This is a genomic window from Sulfurimonas denitrificans DSM 1251, from assembly GCF_000012965.1.
GTDB classification, from domain to species: Bacteria; Campylobacterota; Campylobacteria; order Campylobacterales; family Sulfurimonadaceae; genus Sulfurimonas; species Sulfurimonas denitrificans.
Genome location: NC_007575.1, coordinates 384,378 through 399,962, shown reverse-complemented (window position 1 = coordinate 399,962; position 15,585 = coordinate 384,378). Strand labels below are relative to the sequence as shown.

22 protein-coding genes are annotated in these 15,585 nt (G+C 34.5%); 15 read left to right on the top strand and 7 right to left on the bottom strand.

Translation table 11 applies throughout. From position 1 onward, the window contains the following. Together kdsA and SUDEN_RS02090 are read right to left on the bottom strand one after the other, a co-directional pair. Entirely contained in the window at positions 1–822 is an 822-nt protein-coding gene (gene kdsA, locus SUDEN_RS02095) for a 3-deoxy-8-phosphooctulonate synthase (RefSeq protein ID WP_277059308.1), read from the bottom strand. Positions 823–848: 26 nt separating this feature from the next. Further along, on the bottom strand, positions 849–1,736 hold the full coding sequence (locus SUDEN_RS02090) for a DMT family transporter (protein ID WP_011372035.1): 888 nt from the start codon (positions 1,734–1,736) through the stop codon (positions 849–851). A gap of 63 nt (positions 1,737–1,799) precedes the next feature. Between SUDEN_RS02090 and SUDEN_RS02085 the strand changes: the two genes are divergently transcribed. From SUDEN_RS02085 to SUDEN_RS02070, 4 genes are all read left to right on the top strand, one after another. Further along, on the top strand, positions 1,800–2,786 hold the full coding sequence (locus tag SUDEN_RS02085; protein WP_011372034.1) for a hypothetical protein: 987 nt from the start codon (positions 1,800–1,802) through the stop codon (positions 2,784–2,786). Positions 2,787–2,802: 16 nt separating this feature from the next. Further along, on the top strand, positions 2,803–3,594 hold the full coding sequence (locus SUDEN_RS02080) for a DUF3108 domain-containing protein (RefSeq protein WP_011372033.1): 792 nt from the start codon (positions 2,803–2,805) through the stop codon (positions 3,592–3,594). Between the two features lie 75 nt (positions 3,595–3,669). Next, positions 3,670–4,422: a TerB family tellurite resistance protein gene (locus SUDEN_RS02075; protein WP_011372032.1), complete on the top strand. Its 753-nt coding sequence runs from the start codon at positions 3,670–3,672 to the stop codon at positions 4,420–4,422. A 3-nt stretch (positions 4,423–4,425) separates the two neighbouring features. Continuing rightward, a complete protein-coding gene (locus tag SUDEN_RS02070; RefSeq protein ID WP_238374816.1) occupies positions 4,426–4,788 on the top strand; it encodes a cytochrome C in 363 nt (120 codons plus the stop codon). On the opposite strand, the gene SUDEN_RS02065 is transcribed toward SUDEN_RS02070, so the two are convergent. Next, complete coding sequence (locus SUDEN_RS02065; protein ID WP_011372030.1) at positions 4,778–5,236, bottom strand: phosphoribosyltransferase; 459 nt, start codon at positions 5,234–5,236, stop codon at positions 4,778–4,780. The two genes, SUDEN_RS02070 and SUDEN_RS02065, sit on opposite strands and share 11 nt — an antisense overlap. Before the next feature lie 139 nt (positions 5,237–5,375). Between SUDEN_RS02065 and SUDEN_RS02060 the strand changes: the two genes are divergently transcribed. The 3 genes from SUDEN_RS02060 to der are packed head-to-tail and all read left to right on the top strand — an operon-like array spanning position 5,376 to position 8,185. Next, positions 5,376–5,954 carry an LPP20 family lipoprotein gene (locus SUDEN_RS02060; RefSeq protein WP_011372029.1) on the top strand — a complete coding sequence of 193 codons (579 nt, stop codon included), beginning with the start codon at positions 5,376–5,378 and terminating at the stop codon, positions 5,952–5,954. After that, on the top strand, positions 5,951–6,640 hold the full coding sequence (locus tag SUDEN_RS10980) for a CHAP domain-containing protein (RefSeq protein ID WP_011372028.1): 690 nt from the start codon (positions 5,951–5,953) through the stop codon (positions 6,638–6,640). The genes SUDEN_RS02060 and SUDEN_RS10980 overlap by 4 nt, the downstream gene beginning before the upstream one ends. 60 nt (positions 6,641–6,700) lie before the next feature. Further along, a complete protein-coding gene (gene der / locus SUDEN_RS02050; protein WP_011372027.1) occupies positions 6,701–8,185 on the top strand; it encodes a ribosome biogenesis GTPase Der in 1,485 nt (494 codons plus the stop codon). 74 nt (positions 8,186–8,259) lie between these two features. Here the strand turns inward: der and hemJ are convergent, their stop codons facing one another. Together hemJ and hpf are read right to left on the bottom strand one after the other, a co-directional pair. Next, a complete protein-coding gene (gene hemJ / locus SUDEN_RS02045; RefSeq protein WP_011372026.1) occupies positions 8,260–8,682 on the bottom strand; it encodes a protoporphyrinogen oxidase HemJ in 423 nt (140 codons plus the stop codon). Between the two features lies 1 nt (position 8,683). Beyond that, entirely contained in the window at positions 8,684–9,013 is a 330-nt protein-coding gene (hpf, locus tag SUDEN_RS02040) for a ribosome hibernation-promoting factor, HPF/YfiA family (RefSeq protein WP_011372025.1), read from the bottom strand. A gap of 142 nt (positions 9,014–9,155) precedes the next feature. On the opposite strand from hpf, the gene trpS reads away from it, so the two are divergent. The 4 genes from trpS (at position 9,156) to SUDEN_RS02020 (ending at position 11,653) form a co-directional block, all read left to right on the top strand. Beyond that, entirely contained in the window at positions 9,156–10,115 is a 960-nt protein-coding gene (gene trpS / locus SUDEN_RS02035; protein ID WP_011372024.1) for a tryptophan--tRNA ligase, read from the top strand. Positions 10,116–10,170: 55 nt separating this feature from the next. Then, positions 10,171–10,800, top strand: a complete 630-nt coding sequence (locus SUDEN_RS02030; protein WP_011372023.1) for a hypothetical protein — start codon at positions 10,171–10,173, stop codon at positions 10,798–10,800. A 378-nt stretch (positions 10,801–11,178) separates the two neighbouring features. Continuing rightward, positions 11,179–11,409 (top strand): ribbon-helix-helix protein, CopG family, encoded by a 231-nt coding sequence (locus SUDEN_RS02025; RefSeq protein ID WP_041672173.1) that lies wholly within the window; start codon positions 11,179–11,181, stop codon positions 11,407–11,409. Continuing rightward, positions 11,402–11,653: a type II toxin-antitoxin system RelE family toxin gene (locus SUDEN_RS02020; RefSeq protein ID WP_188085135.1), complete on the top strand. Its 252-nt coding sequence runs from the start codon at positions 11,402–11,404 to the stop codon at positions 11,651–11,653. Before SUDEN_RS02025 ends, SUDEN_RS02020 begins: the two co-directional genes overlap by 8 nt. A 29-nt stretch (positions 11,654–11,682) precedes the next feature. On the opposite strand, the gene argF is transcribed toward SUDEN_RS02020, so the two are convergent. Next, complete coding sequence (gene argF, locus SUDEN_RS02015) at positions 11,683–12,609, bottom strand: ornithine carbamoyltransferase (protein ID WP_041672415.1); 927 nt, start codon at positions 12,607–12,609, stop codon at positions 11,683–11,685. A 100-nt stretch (positions 12,610–12,709) separates the two neighbouring features. Continuing rightward, positions 12,710–13,681, bottom strand: a complete 972-nt coding sequence (gene hemB / locus SUDEN_RS02010) for a porphobilinogen synthase (protein WP_011372020.1) — start codon at positions 13,679–13,681, stop codon at positions 12,710–12,712. Positions 13,682–13,754: 73 nt separating this feature from the next. On the opposite strand from hemB, the gene ribA reads away from it, so the two are divergent. From ribA to SUDEN_RS01990, 4 genes are read left to right on the top strand one after another with little or no spacing between them, the layout of a single operon-like run. Continuing rightward, the gene (ribA, locus tag SUDEN_RS02005) at positions 13,755–14,318 is read left to right on the top strand and encodes a GTP cyclohydrolase II (RefSeq protein ID WP_011372019.1); all 564 of its coding nucleotides are present in this window, start codon (positions 13,755–13,757) and stop codon (positions 14,316–14,318) included. A gap of 33 nt (positions 14,319–14,351) precedes the next feature. Further along, complete coding sequence (rsmG, locus tag SUDEN_RS02000; protein ID WP_011372018.1) at positions 14,352–14,933, top strand: 16S rRNA (guanine(527)-N(7))-methyltransferase RsmG; 582 nt, start codon at positions 14,352–14,354, stop codon at positions 14,931–14,933. Beyond that, entirely contained in the window at positions 14,930–15,154 is a 225-nt protein-coding gene (locus SUDEN_RS01995) for a PP0621 family protein (protein WP_011372017.1), read from the top strand. The genes rsmG and SUDEN_RS01995 overlap by 4 nt, the downstream gene beginning before the upstream one ends. Further along, positions 15,151–15,543: a hypothetical protein gene (locus SUDEN_RS01990; protein ID WP_011372016.1), complete on the top strand. Its 393-nt coding sequence runs from the start codon at positions 15,151–15,153 to the stop codon at positions 15,541–15,543. Before SUDEN_RS01995 ends, SUDEN_RS01990 begins: the two co-directional genes overlap by 4 nt. Positions 15,544–15,585 lie beyond the last annotated feature (42 nt).

Below are 15,585 nucleotides of genomic sequence, written 5' to 3'. Positions count from 1 at the left end.
TTATATCTCCTGTATTTTTTTAATTTTATTTATTATTGTTTCTAGTTCATCTAGTTTTATCATATTTGGTCCATCACTTAGTGCTATACTTGGATCAAAATGTGTCTCAAAAAAGAAGCCATCAACTCCAACTGCTGCGGCTGCACTTGAGAGATATGGCACCATTGTTCTATCTCCGCCTGTTTTTCCGCCAAGCGCACCCGGGGCTTGAACGGAGTGAGTTGCATCAAATATAGTCGGTGCAAACTCTCTCATGATAACGAGTGAGCGCATATCTACAATGATATTTCCATATCCAAAAGAGCTTCCTCTCTCACACAAAAAGACTCCATGTTTTTTAGAAGCTTCATAACTTACCTCATCACAACCTCTAGTTTTTAGCACTTTTGCCACAGAGTAGCGCATATCAGGCGGGTTTATAAACTGCCCTTTTTTGATATTTACCTCTCTGTTTGTTTTTGCACACGCAACAAGCAAATCTGTTTGGCGACACAAAAATGCAGGGATTTGGAGCATATCTACAACCTCTGCAACCTGAGCAACTTGACATGATTCATGCACATCAGTAACTACTTTGTAGCCAAAATCATCTTTGACTTTTTGAAGTATTCTAAGCCCCTCATCAATGCCAAGTCCTCTAAAACTATCTAATGATGTACGATTTGCTTTATCAAAACTTGATTTAAAATAAAAATCGATTGTTTTATCATTTTGATAAGTCTCTAATGATTTTGCAATTTTAAAAATGTTTTCTTCACTCTCAATAACGCAAGGTCCAGCGAGTAATTTCATATATTTGCCTTTTAAAAAATAGAAAGTGATTATATCATATTGGGTTTAATGTAGAATTATTTTGATTTTGCAACCATAATTCCAGCACTGACTATAAGAGCAATTCCACATGCGCTTACAACACTTGGATATGCGTCTCCAAGCACTACTCCAATAAAAATAGCAAAAACTATATTTGTATAACTAACCGCCCCAACAATTCCCGCTTTTGTCTCTCCATACGCTTTTGTCATAAAGTATTGAGATAGCGTTCCCAAAGTACCAAGCCCCACAATATAAACCCAAACAACTCCACTAGGAAGAACAAACTCTCCCAACATAAAATCAAGCGCAGAGATATAAAAATATTTTGAGATTATAAAAAGTAAAATCGGAGCAACTGTTCCAACAAAAGTAAAAGATAAAACTATCATTCTCGTATCATAGTACTCTTTTAACTCTCTTATTGAAGTGTATGCAAGAGCAGCACCAACACCGCTAAAAATTCCTAACATGTCATATTTGCTAAAACCAATTCCGCTGGGTTGTGCGATTAAAACAATCCCGCAAAAACCTATAAATACAGCAATCCAAGCATTAAGTGAGAGTTTTTCATTTAAAAAAAACCATGCAAAAATAGCCGTGAAGATAGGTGCAGTTTTTGAGTAGGTAACAGCGTCTCCAAGTGAAATATTTGCTATGTTGTAAAAATAGGCAAGAAGAGATAAAAACCCCATCAATCCTCTAAAAAACAGCAAATATGGTTTCCCACCCCTACTCTTCATCGGGCTTTTATAAAGAGCATATCCAATAAAGATTACACCGAAAATATTTCTAAAAAAAACTACCTCAAGTGAACTCATATGTTCTGATGCTAGTTTTGCAAATGCGCCCATTACGGCAAAAAGCAGTGATGCAATAAGCATATATTTTACACCGCTGTTTAACTCTTTAATATGTTTCATGAATGCAAGTATACTTAAAATAAAAAAGGATACAATAGTAGTAAAAGGTGCCAAGGAGTAATTATGTTATTTCGTATTATCATATTTTTATTCTGCTTTTTTTATGCAAATGCTCAAACACTTCAACAGAAACTCGATGAAAAACAGGAAAAAATTTCTAACTATGTAATTGAGGTATTTGATGATATAGATAAAAAAATTGCTTATTGGGTTCACTCAGAAGATGGAAATATAACCACTCAAAGTCAAACAAAAAACTCTGTTGATGAGTTTTTCAAGGGTGAAAAATATATAAAAGAGACAAACAAAAGCTACCTTCAATTTCGTCTAAAATCACTTTTGCAATCCAAAGGAGACTCATCCATTACCCCCTATATAAAAGCACAGATTCCACTTCAAAGAAGCCAAAAAAACTTTCAAATTTTCTTTAGCGAAATCAAAAAGGATGCGCTATCTCAATCAGTTTCCCAAATTGAAGATGAGAAGTCTGCACAAGTTGGTGTAAGCTATTTTACCCCTATGCAATATGACATAAAATCCAAATACTCAGTTGGGCTAAGATCACTATCTACCTATGCGAGCGCAAGATACTCAAAAGAGTTTGAGTTTAATAAGTGGTTAATAGAGCCAACTCAAGAGTTTAAATACTCTACAAAATATAATTTTAGTGAAGAGACAAATATCTATTTTGATAGAGCCTTAGATGAGAGCTCTCTTTTTAGGACTACTCTTCATCGCAAGACACAAGAAAATACGAGAGGGTATGATTATGCGCTATCTCTCTCTTACTACCTAACGCCATCGTATAAAAAAGGTTTTGGAGTGTCACAAATATTTTGGGGAAACTCTAAATATAGTTGCGACATGTATCCAGAGGAGTACTCAGGTATTAGTAACTATGCTACACAATTTTCATGGCGTCAAAATATTCTTCGCAAATGGATTGCTTATGAAGTTCAACCAATTGTGAGTTTTCATAGAGAACACAATTATGAAGCAAATTATATGTTACGATTTTATCTTGATTTTTATTTTGGAAACATAGATTAACGTTGGGAATAAAATAGTGGAAATTAGATTTTTTTTAATATTTTTTTTAGTTGTAAGTACCCTCTTTGCAAAAGAGATTTCTAGTCGTTATGAGATAGAAGTAACACTTTTTAAAAAAGTTGGCTATGCGGATATAATCTTTAAAGAAGATGGCAAAAATTATGAGACAACTCTTACGGTAACTGCGGTTGGCATGGCTGCTACTCTTTTAAGAAATAGATTTGAAACATTTACCAGCAGAGGCAAAATTGTAGATGGAAGATATGTACCTGATATATTTATAAAAACAAAAGAGGACAATAAAAGATCAAGAACTCAAACTTACTATTTTGATCATCACAAAAATGAGATTAAACTCATAGAAGAGAAGACAAAATTGGTAAATAAAGCCTCTTTTAATAGCTCAAATCTGTGTATTACCTATAGAGATGTAAATGAGAGTTCAAGAGAAGAGAAGATTGAAGAGCAATATTTCAAAAATGACTCTTTAACTATATATTTAAATGCCATAAAAAACTGTAATGCACGCTCAAGAGAGTACCCACTCTATGCGATTGGTGCGCACAACGATGAAAACAGTGTTTTGCTCTCATATTTGGATAAAAAAAAAGATACAAAAATAAACTCTTTGCAAGATAGTGATTATCTCTACAATCTTAACGTTGAACCATTTGATAAAAGCGACACAATTGTTGATGTTTTAATTGCTCTGGATAGCGATGGAACTTTAAAAGAGGCATTTATGGGAGAAGTTTTTTGGATTGGAAAAATTACTGCAAAAAGAATTTATCATAATGTTATTCAATGATGTTTGAAATGGAGAAAAATATATCTATTTATTAACTTCTATTTCTTATAATTATGCGATTTATAAAGGAGTGTTATGGGAAATATAATTATTTTTGCGATTTTAGGCTGGTTTTTTTATTGGATTTTTAAAAGCTACTCAAAATATAGTGCTTATTCAAAAGAGAGTTTTAAAAATTTCTCTATCTCTAAAGAGTCGCTTCAAAGGAGTGAGCTTGGTCTTTTTATAGCCCTTGTTGCTAAAGTTGCAAAAGCTGATGGCAAAGTTGATGCTCTTGAAGCAGAGCTTATCGGCATCATGTTTGATGATATCTCAGCAATATTTCCAGAGCCTCAAAAAACTAAAGATATTTTAAAAGAGATATTTAACGAAGAGAAAGACAAAAAAGAAAATCTGCATAGTATCGCTCAAACTCTAAGCCATGCGATAAAAAGAGACAGAGCAAAACAGCAACAATTTATGGGCTTTTTGATTCAGTTGGCATTTGTTGATGGGGAGCTAAGCAAAAGCGAAGAGGAGATTTTATCTCAAATAGCTGAAGCACTTGAGTTTGATCCAAATATATATCATGCAATGTTTGATAAATTTGAGCAAATGATGAAAAACATCACTCCAAAAGCAAATATATCTGATGCTTATAAACTTCTTGGAGTAAGCGAGGGTGATGACATGGACACAATCAAAAAAGCATATAGAAAACTAGTTCGTGAATTTCATCCAGACATCATAAAATCTCAAGGTAAAAATGAAGCTTACATGCAAGAAGCAACAGCAAAAACTCAAGAGATAAATCAAGCTTATGAGATGATAAAAGAGAGAAGAAAGTAGAAGATGAGAGGGATTTTTCTGACTCTTTTAGTAGCGTCATTTATCTATGGAGCAGAGATGGGTTCGCTTCTTTTTCATGGGAATTGTGTTACATGTCATCATGAAACAAAAACTATCTCTGCACCCTCCGCAACTGAGTTTAGACAGAGATACAGAGATGCATTTTCCTCTAAAGAGGAGTTTGTATCTTACATGTCAAGTTGGGTTAAAAAACCCTCACATGAAGGCTCTCTTATGCATGACGCTATAAAAAAACATGAGCTGATGCCTGAACTTGGGTTTGATGAAGATGCACTAAAAATTATTTGTGCTTATATATATGATACAAATTTTGTAGAGGAGGAAAAAACTCATCCTAAGAGATAGTTTTATCCTCTAAAAAATCTCTCTCCCAGAAAAAATCTATCCAATCATCTACTTCATTTATCCAAAAATCTGGCTCATACATAGAGGTTTTTTTATAAAAAAGTGTTGCGGATTTAAACTCTATCTCTTTAAATTCTTCCTTTAAATAGCCCATAACAGCACTAAGAGTCTCCCCACTATCAGATATATCATCAAGCAGTAAAACTCTCTTAAGATTCCTAAAATCGCATTTTTGAAAAAGTTTAATCTTCTCTCTTTTTTTATCTTTGTCGTAAAGTTCAGTTCTGATGCTTTGAACATCTCTTATATTTAATCCTTGAGAGACTGCGTGAGCTAGCGTAAAACCACCTCTTGCTACTGTTACTATCGCTTCAAAATCATGCTCCCTAAGCAAAAGCAGCAACTTATTTGTGTCATTTTTAAATGTTTCATAATTATAATATTTCATAAAATGAATTGTACAAAAAAACTCTAAAAAAACCACAAAACAAGGAGTTTTTAAATAAGAAATTGTGGTATGAATTAGTAAAATTTTTTTAAGATGAAAACTGCTACAATCATCATAATAAAACTAAGGAGATTTATAAATGATTAAAACTATTTCAAATATTACGCTTACGATTTTACTTAGTGTCATTATTATAGGTTGTTCAAAAGATGTTGAACCAGAGAAGAGAAGCGTAGATTTTTCTTGTAAACAAGAGAACGTTGATGCTCCAAAATGGACTTGTATTCCTGAAGTCCCTGGACACTATTCAGGTGTTGGTATCGCAGAGAAAAGCGCCGCTGGAATGGATCATATGAGAAGAGTAGCCATGGCAAATGGTCGCTCTGATTTAGCGCAACAGATTCAGACATTAGTAAAAGACAAGGTAAGTCTATATACTGGAACAACAGGCATCGCCTCTAGTGAAACAGTGGACAAAACAACAGAGAGCGTAACTAAACAAGTAGCAAAAGTAAACTTAAATGGCTCAAAAGCGATAGATATGTGGAGTGCACCATCAGGAGCTCTTTACATGTTAGTAACAGTCTCTAAAGAGTCCACAAATGAGCAAATTAGAAATAACATCAAAACAAGTTTTAATAATGACAATGCTCTTTGGCAGCAGTTCAAAGCTAAAAATGCCCTAGAAGAGCTTGAAAAAGAGTTCTCTGGAGAATGAGGAGCGTTATATTAGGGCTTGTAGTAGTTCTTCTTCTTTTTTTAACTGGATGTTCACAAAAAGAGGTTGCAATAGTTGAGCCAGAAGCTCAAATAATAACGCTACCAATCATAGAAGTAAAGCCGCAAGAAGATAAAGAGTTGATTATTCGCAGAGTCATTGTAGAAAATGCGCTAAAACACTTAAATAAGAGCAGTGGTCAAGATTGTTCAGGATTTGTAGATTTGGTAAATAGTGATACTAATGAATCTTTCTATAAAGCAGAAATGCTATATAAATATTATGATAATTCAAGACGCTCAAGAGCAATTTTTAACATGATGCAAGATGAAGATAAGCTAGTAAGTGAGCCTCTTCCAAAAGTGGGTGATATTGTCTTCTTCTCAGACACTCTTCAAAAAACAAAACGAAGAGTTGGCTCATTAAATATCACACATATGGGTATAGTTACTGCCGTTGATGAGGATGAAACCGTACATTTTATCCATAATATTCAAGGTAAAAACAAAATTGACCAACTAAATAGAAAATACTCAGACCATCATATGCTCTCAGACAAACATGTAAATAGCTTTTTGAAGAGATGTTCCAAAAACAGACAAAAGAGCAAATGTTTAACCTCTTTTTTCTTTAGTTCTTACGCATCTCCAGTGCCAAAAGAGAAGATAGAATTAAGTAAAAACTAAATTTTTTTTCTACTTCTTTATTTAGCTATAATTCCATTTAATAAAATTAAGGTAACAAATATGAAAAAAATCGCCATTATCGGTCGTCCAAATGTTGGAAAAAGCTCACTCTTTAACAGGCTAATGAAAAAAAGAGATGCTATTACCTCTGATGTTGCTGGAACGACAAGAGATGTAAAGAGACGACATGTTGTTATCATAAACAAAGAAGCACTTTTACTAGATACTGGCGGTCTTGACCAAGGGTGTGAGCTTTTTGACAAGATAAAAGAGAAATCTTTAGAAGCTGCAAAAAAAGCAGACATTATTCTCTATATGGTTGATGGAAAAAGTATCCCAGAAGATGCAGATAAAAAACTTTTTTATGAACTTCAAACTCTTGGCAAAGAGGTTGCACTCGTTGTAAATAAGATAGACAACGATAAACTAAAAGATAATCTTTGGGATTTTTATGAGTTTGGAACAGACGCTATTTTTGGCATATCTGTTTCACACAACAGAAGCGTAAATGCGCTCTTAGAGTGGATATACGACAGACTTCCAGAAGAAGACATCATAAAAGATGAAGATGAAGAAGATGATGTAAATATTGTTGAAGAGGACGATGAAGAGTTTGAATTTGATGATAAAGAGTACAACGAAGAGGAGGAGGATGATAACTTCTTCTACCCTGAAGATGACGAAGATGAAGAGTTTGAAGATGACTCTATCTTTGCCCAAAACGATAGAATCAAAGAGTTTGATGAAACTGATGCAAACCATATAAAAATCTCTATCATCGGACGTACAAATGTTGGAAAAAGCTCTCTCTTAAATGCTCTTCTTGGTGAAGAGCGCTCTGTTGTAAGTAGTGTTGCAGGAACTACAATCGACCCTATTGATGAGAGCATGGAGTATAAAGATAAACAACTTACCTTTGTTGATACGGCAGGTCTTAGACGCAGAGGAAAAATCGTGGGCATTGAGAAGTTTGCTCTTATGCGCACAAAAGAGATGCTAGAGAACTCAAATATGGCACTTGTTGTATTAGATGCTAGTGAGCCTTTTTTAGATTTAGATGAGAAAATTGCAGGTTTGGTTGATAGCAACCGTCTTGCATGTATCATTGTTTTAAACAAATGGGATATTGCAAATAGAGATGAGTATGACAAAATCATACAAGAAGTGCGTGATAGATTTAAATTTTTAGCCTATGCGCCAATTGTAACACTCTCTGCAAAATCGCACAGAAGAGTGGATAAGCTCTTTGATATGATTTTAGAAATAGATAAAAACTACTCTCAACACATCAAAACTTCAGAACTTAATGTTGTTTTAGAAAAGGCTCTAAGACGCCATCAACTACCAAGCATGCGTGGACAAATAATCAGAATCTACTATGCAACACAATATGAAACAAGACCGCCAAAGATAGCCATAGTTATGAATAAACCACGAGGTCTTCACTTTACTTATAGAAGATATTTGACAAATAAGCTAAGAGAAGCATTTAGTTTTAGCGGAACACCTGTTTTATTTAAAGCTAAAAAACGTGGTGAGAAGTAAAAAGGAAGAACTCCTTTTTACGTAATTGCTTGATGTTAAACTCTAAAGCTACAAAAAACACAATTTTTCGAGAGTTAAAATGGTTTTATTATAACCATAGCGACTATTACAAGAAGTAAAATTGTCGGAACTTCATTATAAGCTCTGAAAAACTTTCCGCTTTTTTTACACTCGTCATTCAAAAATTTCTCTCTAAAATATCCTAAAGAGAAAAAATATGCCACTAAAATAACCACAAAAAGTATCTTTGCATGTAGCCAAGCGTTACCACTAAAACCTAGCTCAATAGCTAGATAAGTCCCGCTTAGCAGTGTCGCCCACATAGCAGGAACACCGATATATTTGTAAATCTTCATCTCCATAACTTTTACAACTTTAACAAAACCCTCGTTATCTGCATTTTCTGCGTGATAAACAAAGAGTCGTGGCAGGTAAAACAAAACTGCATACCACGATATAAAAGAGAGAATATGAAACCAGACTATCCAACTGTACATGTTACTCCTCTACTACTTCTATCTCTTTTAAAGAAGTAGCCTTATGAGAAACAACTCTATCGTGAAGACGACGAAGTGCTTTTGAAGCTCTATCTATCGCTAAATCGATTGCAGTATCTAAATCTTCATCTGCTTGATTGATTACAACTGGCTCTGAGTGAGCTATGTGTATGTCAAACTCCACTAAAACACCTTTTTTCTCTTTTTTTAAATTTACATTTACAGTTGTAATATCAAGTGAGTATTTTTTAAAAGCTGCTATTGCAGTTTCAATATGCCCTTTTGCATTTGCACTAAGTGTTATATCTTTTGCATGAACTTGTACATTCATAATAAATCCTTTGATTTTTTTTCTGTTTTGCGGCAATGAAAAGAGGTAATTTTCAAATCGCTATACCCATAAATCATAGCGAAATAAAGTTAAAACAAGTATAATAACAACATAAAAATTTATACTATTTTGGAGTTTTAGGATGAGAGTTTTAACAGGTATTCAGCCATCAGGAGATTTACATATAGGAAACTATTTTGGCTCTATTAAGCAGATGGTGGATGCGCAAGAGAGTAGCCAAACTTTTGCTTTTATAGCAAACTATCATGCCATGACAAGTGGTGGCAAAGATTTAGCAAGGCTCACTATGCAGTGCGCAACAGATTTTTTGGCATTAGGAATTGACCCAAAAAAATCTATTTTTTGGGTTCAATCAGATGTAAAAGAGGTGCTTGAATTGTACTGGATTTTATCATCATTTACTCCAATGGGATTATTAGAGAGAGCGCATAGCTATAAAGATAAAACTGCAAAAGGAATTGGAGCAAATCATTCACTCTTCTCATATCCTGTTTTGATGGCAGCAGATATTTTGATATTTGGCTCAGAGGTTGTTCCAGTTGGAAAAGATCAGATTCAACATGTAGAAATAGCGAGAGATATAGCGATAAGATTCAATAATCAATATGGAGATATTTTAACTATTCCTGAATTTAGAGTTCAAGAAGAGGTTCAAACCGTTCTTGGAACTGATGGGCAAAAAATGTCAAAGAGCTATGGAAATATTATAAATATATTTGGTGAAGAGAAAGCTCAACTAAAAACTATCAAGAAAATAGTAACTGAAAATGTAGCAGTTGAAGAACCAAAAGAGTTTGAGAGCTGTAATGTTTATAACATGGCAAAACTCTTTTTAGAAGGAGATAACCTCATTGCGCTTCAAGATAGATACAAAAAAGGCGGAGAAGGTCATGGCCACTTTAAGATGTATCTTGCAGAGGTTATATGGGAATACTTTAAAGATTTTAGACAAAAAAGAGAGTATTTTGAAGCTCATCAAGATGAAGTAAGAGGTATTTTAAAAGTTGGTGCAGATAAAGCAAGAGAGATTGCACTTCCAACAATCGAAAAAATCAGAAGCGCAACAGGTATAAGCTACTAACTTGGCATATTGTTTGCTTGGCATTTTTAAACTTTTTGTTTAAAAGGAAATAAGCATGACTATTAATAACACTGCCAACGCATACACTACATACAGTACAACAAAACAGCTTTTTAGTCAAGAAAATAGTGCTACAGCTTTGTCTGGATTCAACAATACAACAGACATAGTGACCATTTCAGATGAGGCAAAAGCAATTGCTAAAGAGCAGGAAATTAAAACTCGTCTTGATGCCATTAAAATTAAACCTGCTGTTGAGAGAACAAGAGAAGAAATTGAATTTGTTAATTCCAATGATAAACGCCTATCACAAATAAGCTCAAAAGATTACCAGACTCTCACAGCAGAAGAACTGGACTATCAGCAAAAAGCCGGAGGCTTTGTCAATACGATGGCTACTTTGACATCAAGTGAAAAAGCTCTTTACAATGAGCTTGTTGCCAAAGGGGATTATGAAGCAGCATCTGGGATGAATCTTATTGCTCTATCCCGCACAGGCATGGAGGGGCAAGAAGTCCAACTTCCAAATGGTCAGAGTTTTAATCCAATGAATACAGAAATTACTGCGGGAAATATAAGAAATTTCTTCCAACACATGTTTGTTGATCCTACAGGTGAAATGAACCGCCGATTTGAAGCTTTGGCAACATACTTGGAACAGAGTCCAACAAATAAACAATCATAAATGCATATCAATACGACCTACTATCGTTACAATTTATCCTTTCACCTCTGCGAGGTGAATACACATGACATGCTAAGCTAAAATATCTTTATGAGAGGAAAAGAAAATTTGGCAATTTATTTTTATGATAAACAATCTATCTCTAGATGTGACACCTACACACATTATACATTAAGCTACACTGTGAATTATCTCCATTTTTTTACAACTTAACTTATCAACTTTGATAGATTTAAATACTATGAAAATATGGTATTGATTTTAAAAAATCAAAGGAGCAACTCCTCAGTGCCAAATGTTATGGACTAATACATGCACTTGACAAAACAATCATTTATGCACTACAATTGTATATACGAAATAAAATGAGGTATATGTATGAAACAAGCGATAAATATAAGACTCGAAAAAGACATTGTTAAAACATTAGATGAATATGCGCAAGAACTGGACAAGACGAGAACGAGTTTGATTGAAAAAGCCATTGAATTATACTTTGATAAGTTAGATGAAATGATTGCCGATAAAAGAATAGACGACTTAAAGGCAGGAAAGACCACGGTTGTACCTCTAGCAGAAGTATTTAAAAAAGCCGGTATTGATGTATAGCATCGCCTTCGACAAAGATGCCGAGCGGGAGTTTTTAAAACTTGAGAGGCAAATTCAACTACTCGTTTCATCCAAAATTTTAGATTTGCAAAGCGGAAACTTTACTAATGATAAACAGTTGAAGGGCAAGCATAAAGGTAAGTTTAGAAAACGGGCAGGCAATTACCATATTATCTATTTAAAAGAAAACAACCTTTTAGTTATTTCTATAATTAGAATTGCCCATAGAAAAGAAGCGTACTAAACCATTAGAGGCGATAAACAGAACAAAGACTATATATTCCTCTGTTTATCCAGCCAGACCATCAGCCCTTTTTGGGCATGAAGTCTATTCTCTGCTTCATTAAAAATTATCTCAGAGTGTTTTTCAAAAACCTCTTCACTAACCTCTAGTCCTCTATAAGCGGGGAGGCAGTGAAGAAACTTTGCATTACTCGCTGCTTGTGACATCATTTTCTCATCAACCATAAAGCCGTTAAATATTCTAATACGAGCCTCTTTCTCTTCCTCTTGTCCCATAGAAGTCCAAGTATCAGTTGTAACTACTGTTGCCCCTTTTACAGCCTCTGAGGGGTCATTTGTGACTTTTATAACTGCTCCGCTCTCTTTTGCGATTAGAAGAGCTTCTTGAAGTATTTTTTCATCAACTTCATACCCTTTTGGAGTAGCAACTCTGAGTTCAAAGCCTAACTTTGCAGCTAACATCATCCATGAGTGAGTCATGTTATTCCCATCACCCACGTAAGCAGCGATAATGTTTTTTTCCATACCATACTCAACCAAAGTCATATAATCAGCTAAGAGTTGAACAGGATGATATGAGTCGGTAAGCCCATTAATTACTGGAACTTTTGAATAAGAGGCAAACTCTTCGATGCGTGAGTGCTCAAACGTTCTAATCATAATCATATCGCACATGCCTGAAATAACTCTAGCTGTGTCTTTGACTGGCTCACCTCTGCCCAAATGAATATCTCTGTTTGATAAAAATAGCGCATGTCCGCCGAGCTGAAACATCCCTGTCTCAAAACTAACACGAGTTCTTGTTGAGCTTTTTTCAAATATCATGGCTAATGTCTGATTTTTTAGTTCGTGCTTACAAACAGCACTCTTTAGGCTCTTCTTTATCTCTAAACCTATATTTATAATCTCTAAAATCTCATCTTTGCTAAAGTCTCTCAGCGTTAAAAAGTGTCTCAATAGTTTCCCCAAAAATATAAAATAAGCATTAAGTTTATAATAATTCTCTTTAAGTATGCTTCTATAAGCTACATGTAGAACATAACCAATAGCAAAAAGGTTACTTTTGTAACATCCTTGCAACCTCTTTTGCATGATAAGAGATTATAATATCCGCACCTGCTCTCTTAAAACTAACCATTGTCTCCATCACAACTCTGTCATAATCAATTAATCCCTGCATACCTGCAAATTTTATCATGGCATACTCACCACTTACGTTATAAACAGCCATAGGAAGCGATGTTGCATCTTTTATCTCTCTTACTATATCCAAGTATGCAAGAGCTGGTTTTACCATCAAAATATCTGCCCCTTGAGCCTCATCAGAGATACTCTCAGCAATAGCTTCTCTTCTATTTGCTGGGTCCATCTGATATGAAGCACGGTCTCCAAAACTTGGGGTTGATTCTGCTACCTCACGAAATGGACCATAATATCCTGAAGCAAACTTTGTAGAGTAGCTCATGATAGGGAGATTTTCATACCCTGCTCCATCAAGTGCTTCTCTAAGTGTTATTATTATGCCATCCATCATACCTGATGGTGCTATCATATCTGCTCCAGCTTTTGCATGAACTATCGCTTGTTGAGCAGATATTTCAAGAGTTGCATCATTATTTACTGTTTGTTTTTTTTCATCAATGATTCCGCAGTGTCCATGATCTGTGTATTCACAAAAACATAAGTCCGTTACTACAAACATCTCAGGATGAGCCTTTTTTATGGCACGTATAGCCTTTGCAATAATCCCATGTTCGCATAAAGAATCAGACCCTATGGAGTCTTTTACATCAGGTATTCCAAAGAGAATGATTGAGTAAAGTCCTAGTTTTTTAAGATCTTCGCACTCTTTTAAAACCTCATCTATACTCATTTGAAACACCCCCGGCATTGATGAGACTTCTGTTTTTATGCCCTCCCCAGAGCGCACAAAAAGCGGATAAATAAAATCATCTACACTTACATTTGTCTCACGCACTAGTGAACGAAGATGACTATTTAAGCGAGTTCTGCGAAATCTTTGAAACATTATTAAACCTTTTTTTAGCTATAATTTTTAAAAAAATATTTTACCTTTTTAAAGTTAAAGTTAGGACAATTTATTGAATATTGAGATCTCTGAAGTAGCAAATTTACCCTCAAGGTTTGGCGATTTTAAAGTCAAAGTTTTTAAAGTTGGTTGCAAAGAACATCTAGTTATTTTTAAAGAGCCTATTGATGAGATTCCCATAGTTAGAGTTCACTCTGAGTGCTTGACTGGGGATGCGATGGGGAGTTTGAAGTGTGATTGTAGAGATCAGCTAGAACATGCTCTTATGCTTGCTTCAAAAACAAATGGCATGGTGATTTACCTAAGACAAGAGGGGCGAAATATCGGGCTCTTAAACAAGATAAACGCTTATGCTCTTCAAGACCAAGGGCTAAACACCATAGAAGCAAATCATCAGTTAGGCTTTGATGCGGATGAGAGAACTTATGAGATTGTTCCTTTTATACTTGAGCATTTTGGGATAAAGAGGATAAAGCTTCTCACAAATAACCCAAAAAAAGTTCTCTCACTTAGCGGTATAGATATTGTAGAGCGTGTTCCCATCATAATGAAGTCAAATCCTCACAATGAAGGCTACTTAAATGTAAAAAAAGAGAGCATGGGGCATCTGCTTTAAGCTCTAACATGTAACTCTAAAGAAGGAAAAAATTTGAACTTGAAAACTGCTCTGTTGGAACTTGATACCGAGTTACCAGACACATTTTTTCATCATATACAAAAATTTAAAGAGCACCTCTTTAAATGGAACAAGATTCATAACTTAACAGGTGCAAAAGATGAAAATACGATTGATGAGTTCATTTATGATGCAATTTACCCAATCACTTTTTTACCAAAATGTAAAAATCTCTTAGATATTGGTACGGGAGCTGGTTTTCCAGGATTAATTTTAGCTATGGGACTACCAGAGACTGAAGTTACCCTTGTGGAGCCTTTAGCAAAGAGAGCAAGTTTCTTACAGTTTATAAAAGCTGATCTTGGGCTTAGTAATGTTAAAGTTGTCCAAAAAAGAGTTCAAGATATGCCTAGTGAAATCTTTGAAATAGTAACTTCAAGGGCAGTTATAGATACCAACATGCTTCTTGAATTAAGTAAAGGCTTCCGCAATAAGGACTCGAAACTCCTTTTTTTTAAAGGCGAGAGAGTTTACGATGAAGTTAATAAAGACCTAAAATATAAGATAATAAAAAGAGAAAATAGGCACTATCTTCTCATTGGAGAGACTTTATGATACTTAAAATTTTGCTTGTTGTGGGCGTTATTGCTTTTATATATTTTAAATTTATAAAGAAAAAACCTCAAGTTGAAAAATCAGCAAATAAAAAAGATGAACAAAAAAGTAACGATATGGTTGAGTGCGCAACATGTAAAATATATTGCTCACTTGAAGATTCATTAATCAGCGGTGGCAAATACTACTGCTCAAGAGAGTGTTTAGAGAGCATAAAATGATATTTTTTGGTCATAGATTTATACAAAGCCAGAGTTTTTACCATATTAACAGCATTGAATCCATAGACAATACTCCGCCATCTTCAACTATCTATCTTGAATTTAGTGAAAAAAATTTAGATATTATCTCTTTTGCCTCTAGCACTCTTATCCCTATGGCTTTACATGTAAGAAATATTACCGAGCTTCTCTATGCCTCATCTTTTGGCGTGCTCTATATAGTTGTTGAAAAAGAGTTGGCAAAAACAGCTCAAAATATAGCTGAAAACTATCTCTTTGATGCAAAAATATTGGTATTTGTAACTAGCGAAGCTGAAATAGAAGAGTTGGGGCTTCTTGGAGTAGATGGCGTGATATTTCCAAATGCCATAATAAAAATAACCTCCTAGAGACAATCAAATCACATTTATATAAAGAAGATGTTTTTTTTG

Coding starts and splice junctions, on each gene's coding strand:
- SUDEN_RS02090 (WP_011372035.1), bottom strand. CDS start 1,736: ATGAAACATATTAAAGAGTTAAACAGCGGTGTAAAATATATGCTTATT.
- SUDEN_RS02085 (WP_011372034.1), top strand. CDS start 1,800: ATGTTATTTCGTATTATCATATTTTTATTCTGCTTTTTTTATGCAAAT.
- SUDEN_RS02075 (WP_011372032.1), top strand. CDS start 3,670: ATGGGAAATATAATTATTTTTGCGATTTTAGGCTGGTTTTTTTATTGG.
- SUDEN_RS02070 (WP_238374816.1), top strand. CDS start 4,426: ATGAGAGGGATTTTTCTGACTCTTTTAGTAGCGTCATTTATCTATGGA.
- SUDEN_RS02065 (WP_011372030.1), bottom strand. CDS start 5,236: ATGAAATATTATAATTATGAAACATTTAAAAATGACACAAATAAGTTG.
- SUDEN_RS02060 (WP_011372029.1), top strand. CDS start 5,376: ATGATTAAAACTATTTCAAATATTACGCTTACGATTTTACTTAGTGTC.
- SUDEN_RS10980 (WP_011372028.1), top strand. CDS start 5,951: ATGAGGAGCGTTATATTAGGGCTTGTAGTAGTTCTTCTTCTTTTTTTA.
- der (WP_011372027.1), top strand. CDS start 6,701: ATGAAAAAAATCGCCATTATCGGTCGTCCAAATGTTGGAAAAAGCTCA.
- hemJ (WP_011372026.1), bottom strand. CDS start 8,682: ATGTACAGTTGGATAGTCTGGTTTCATATTCTCTCTTTTATATCGTGG.
- hpf (WP_011372025.1), bottom strand. CDS start 9,013: ATGAATGTACAAGTTCATGCAAAAGATATAACACTTAGTGCAAATGCA.
- trpS (WP_011372024.1), top strand. CDS start 9,156: ATGAGAGTTTTAACAGGTATTCAGCCATCAGGAGATTTACATATAGGA.
- SUDEN_RS02030 (WP_011372023.1), top strand. CDS start 10,171: ATGACTATTAATAACACTGCCAACGCATACACTACATACAGTACAACA.
- SUDEN_RS02025 (WP_041672173.1), top strand. CDS start 11,179: ATGAAACAAGCGATAAATATAAGACTCGAAAAAGACATTGTTAAAACA.
- SUDEN_RS02020 (WP_188085135.1), top strand. CDS start 11,402: ATGTATAGCATCGCCTTCGACAAAGATGCCGAGCGGGAGTTTTTAAAA.
- hemB (WP_011372020.1), bottom strand. CDS start 13,681: ATGTTTCAAAGATTTCGCAGAACTCGCTTAAATAGTCATCTTCGTTCA.
- SUDEN_RS01995 (WP_011372017.1), top strand. CDS start 14,930: ATGATACTTAAAATTTTGCTTGTTGTGGGCGTTATTGCTTTTATATAT.
- SUDEN_RS01990 (WP_011372016.1), top strand. CDS start 15,151: ATGATATTTTTTGGTCATAGATTTATACAAAGCCAGAGTTTTTACCAT.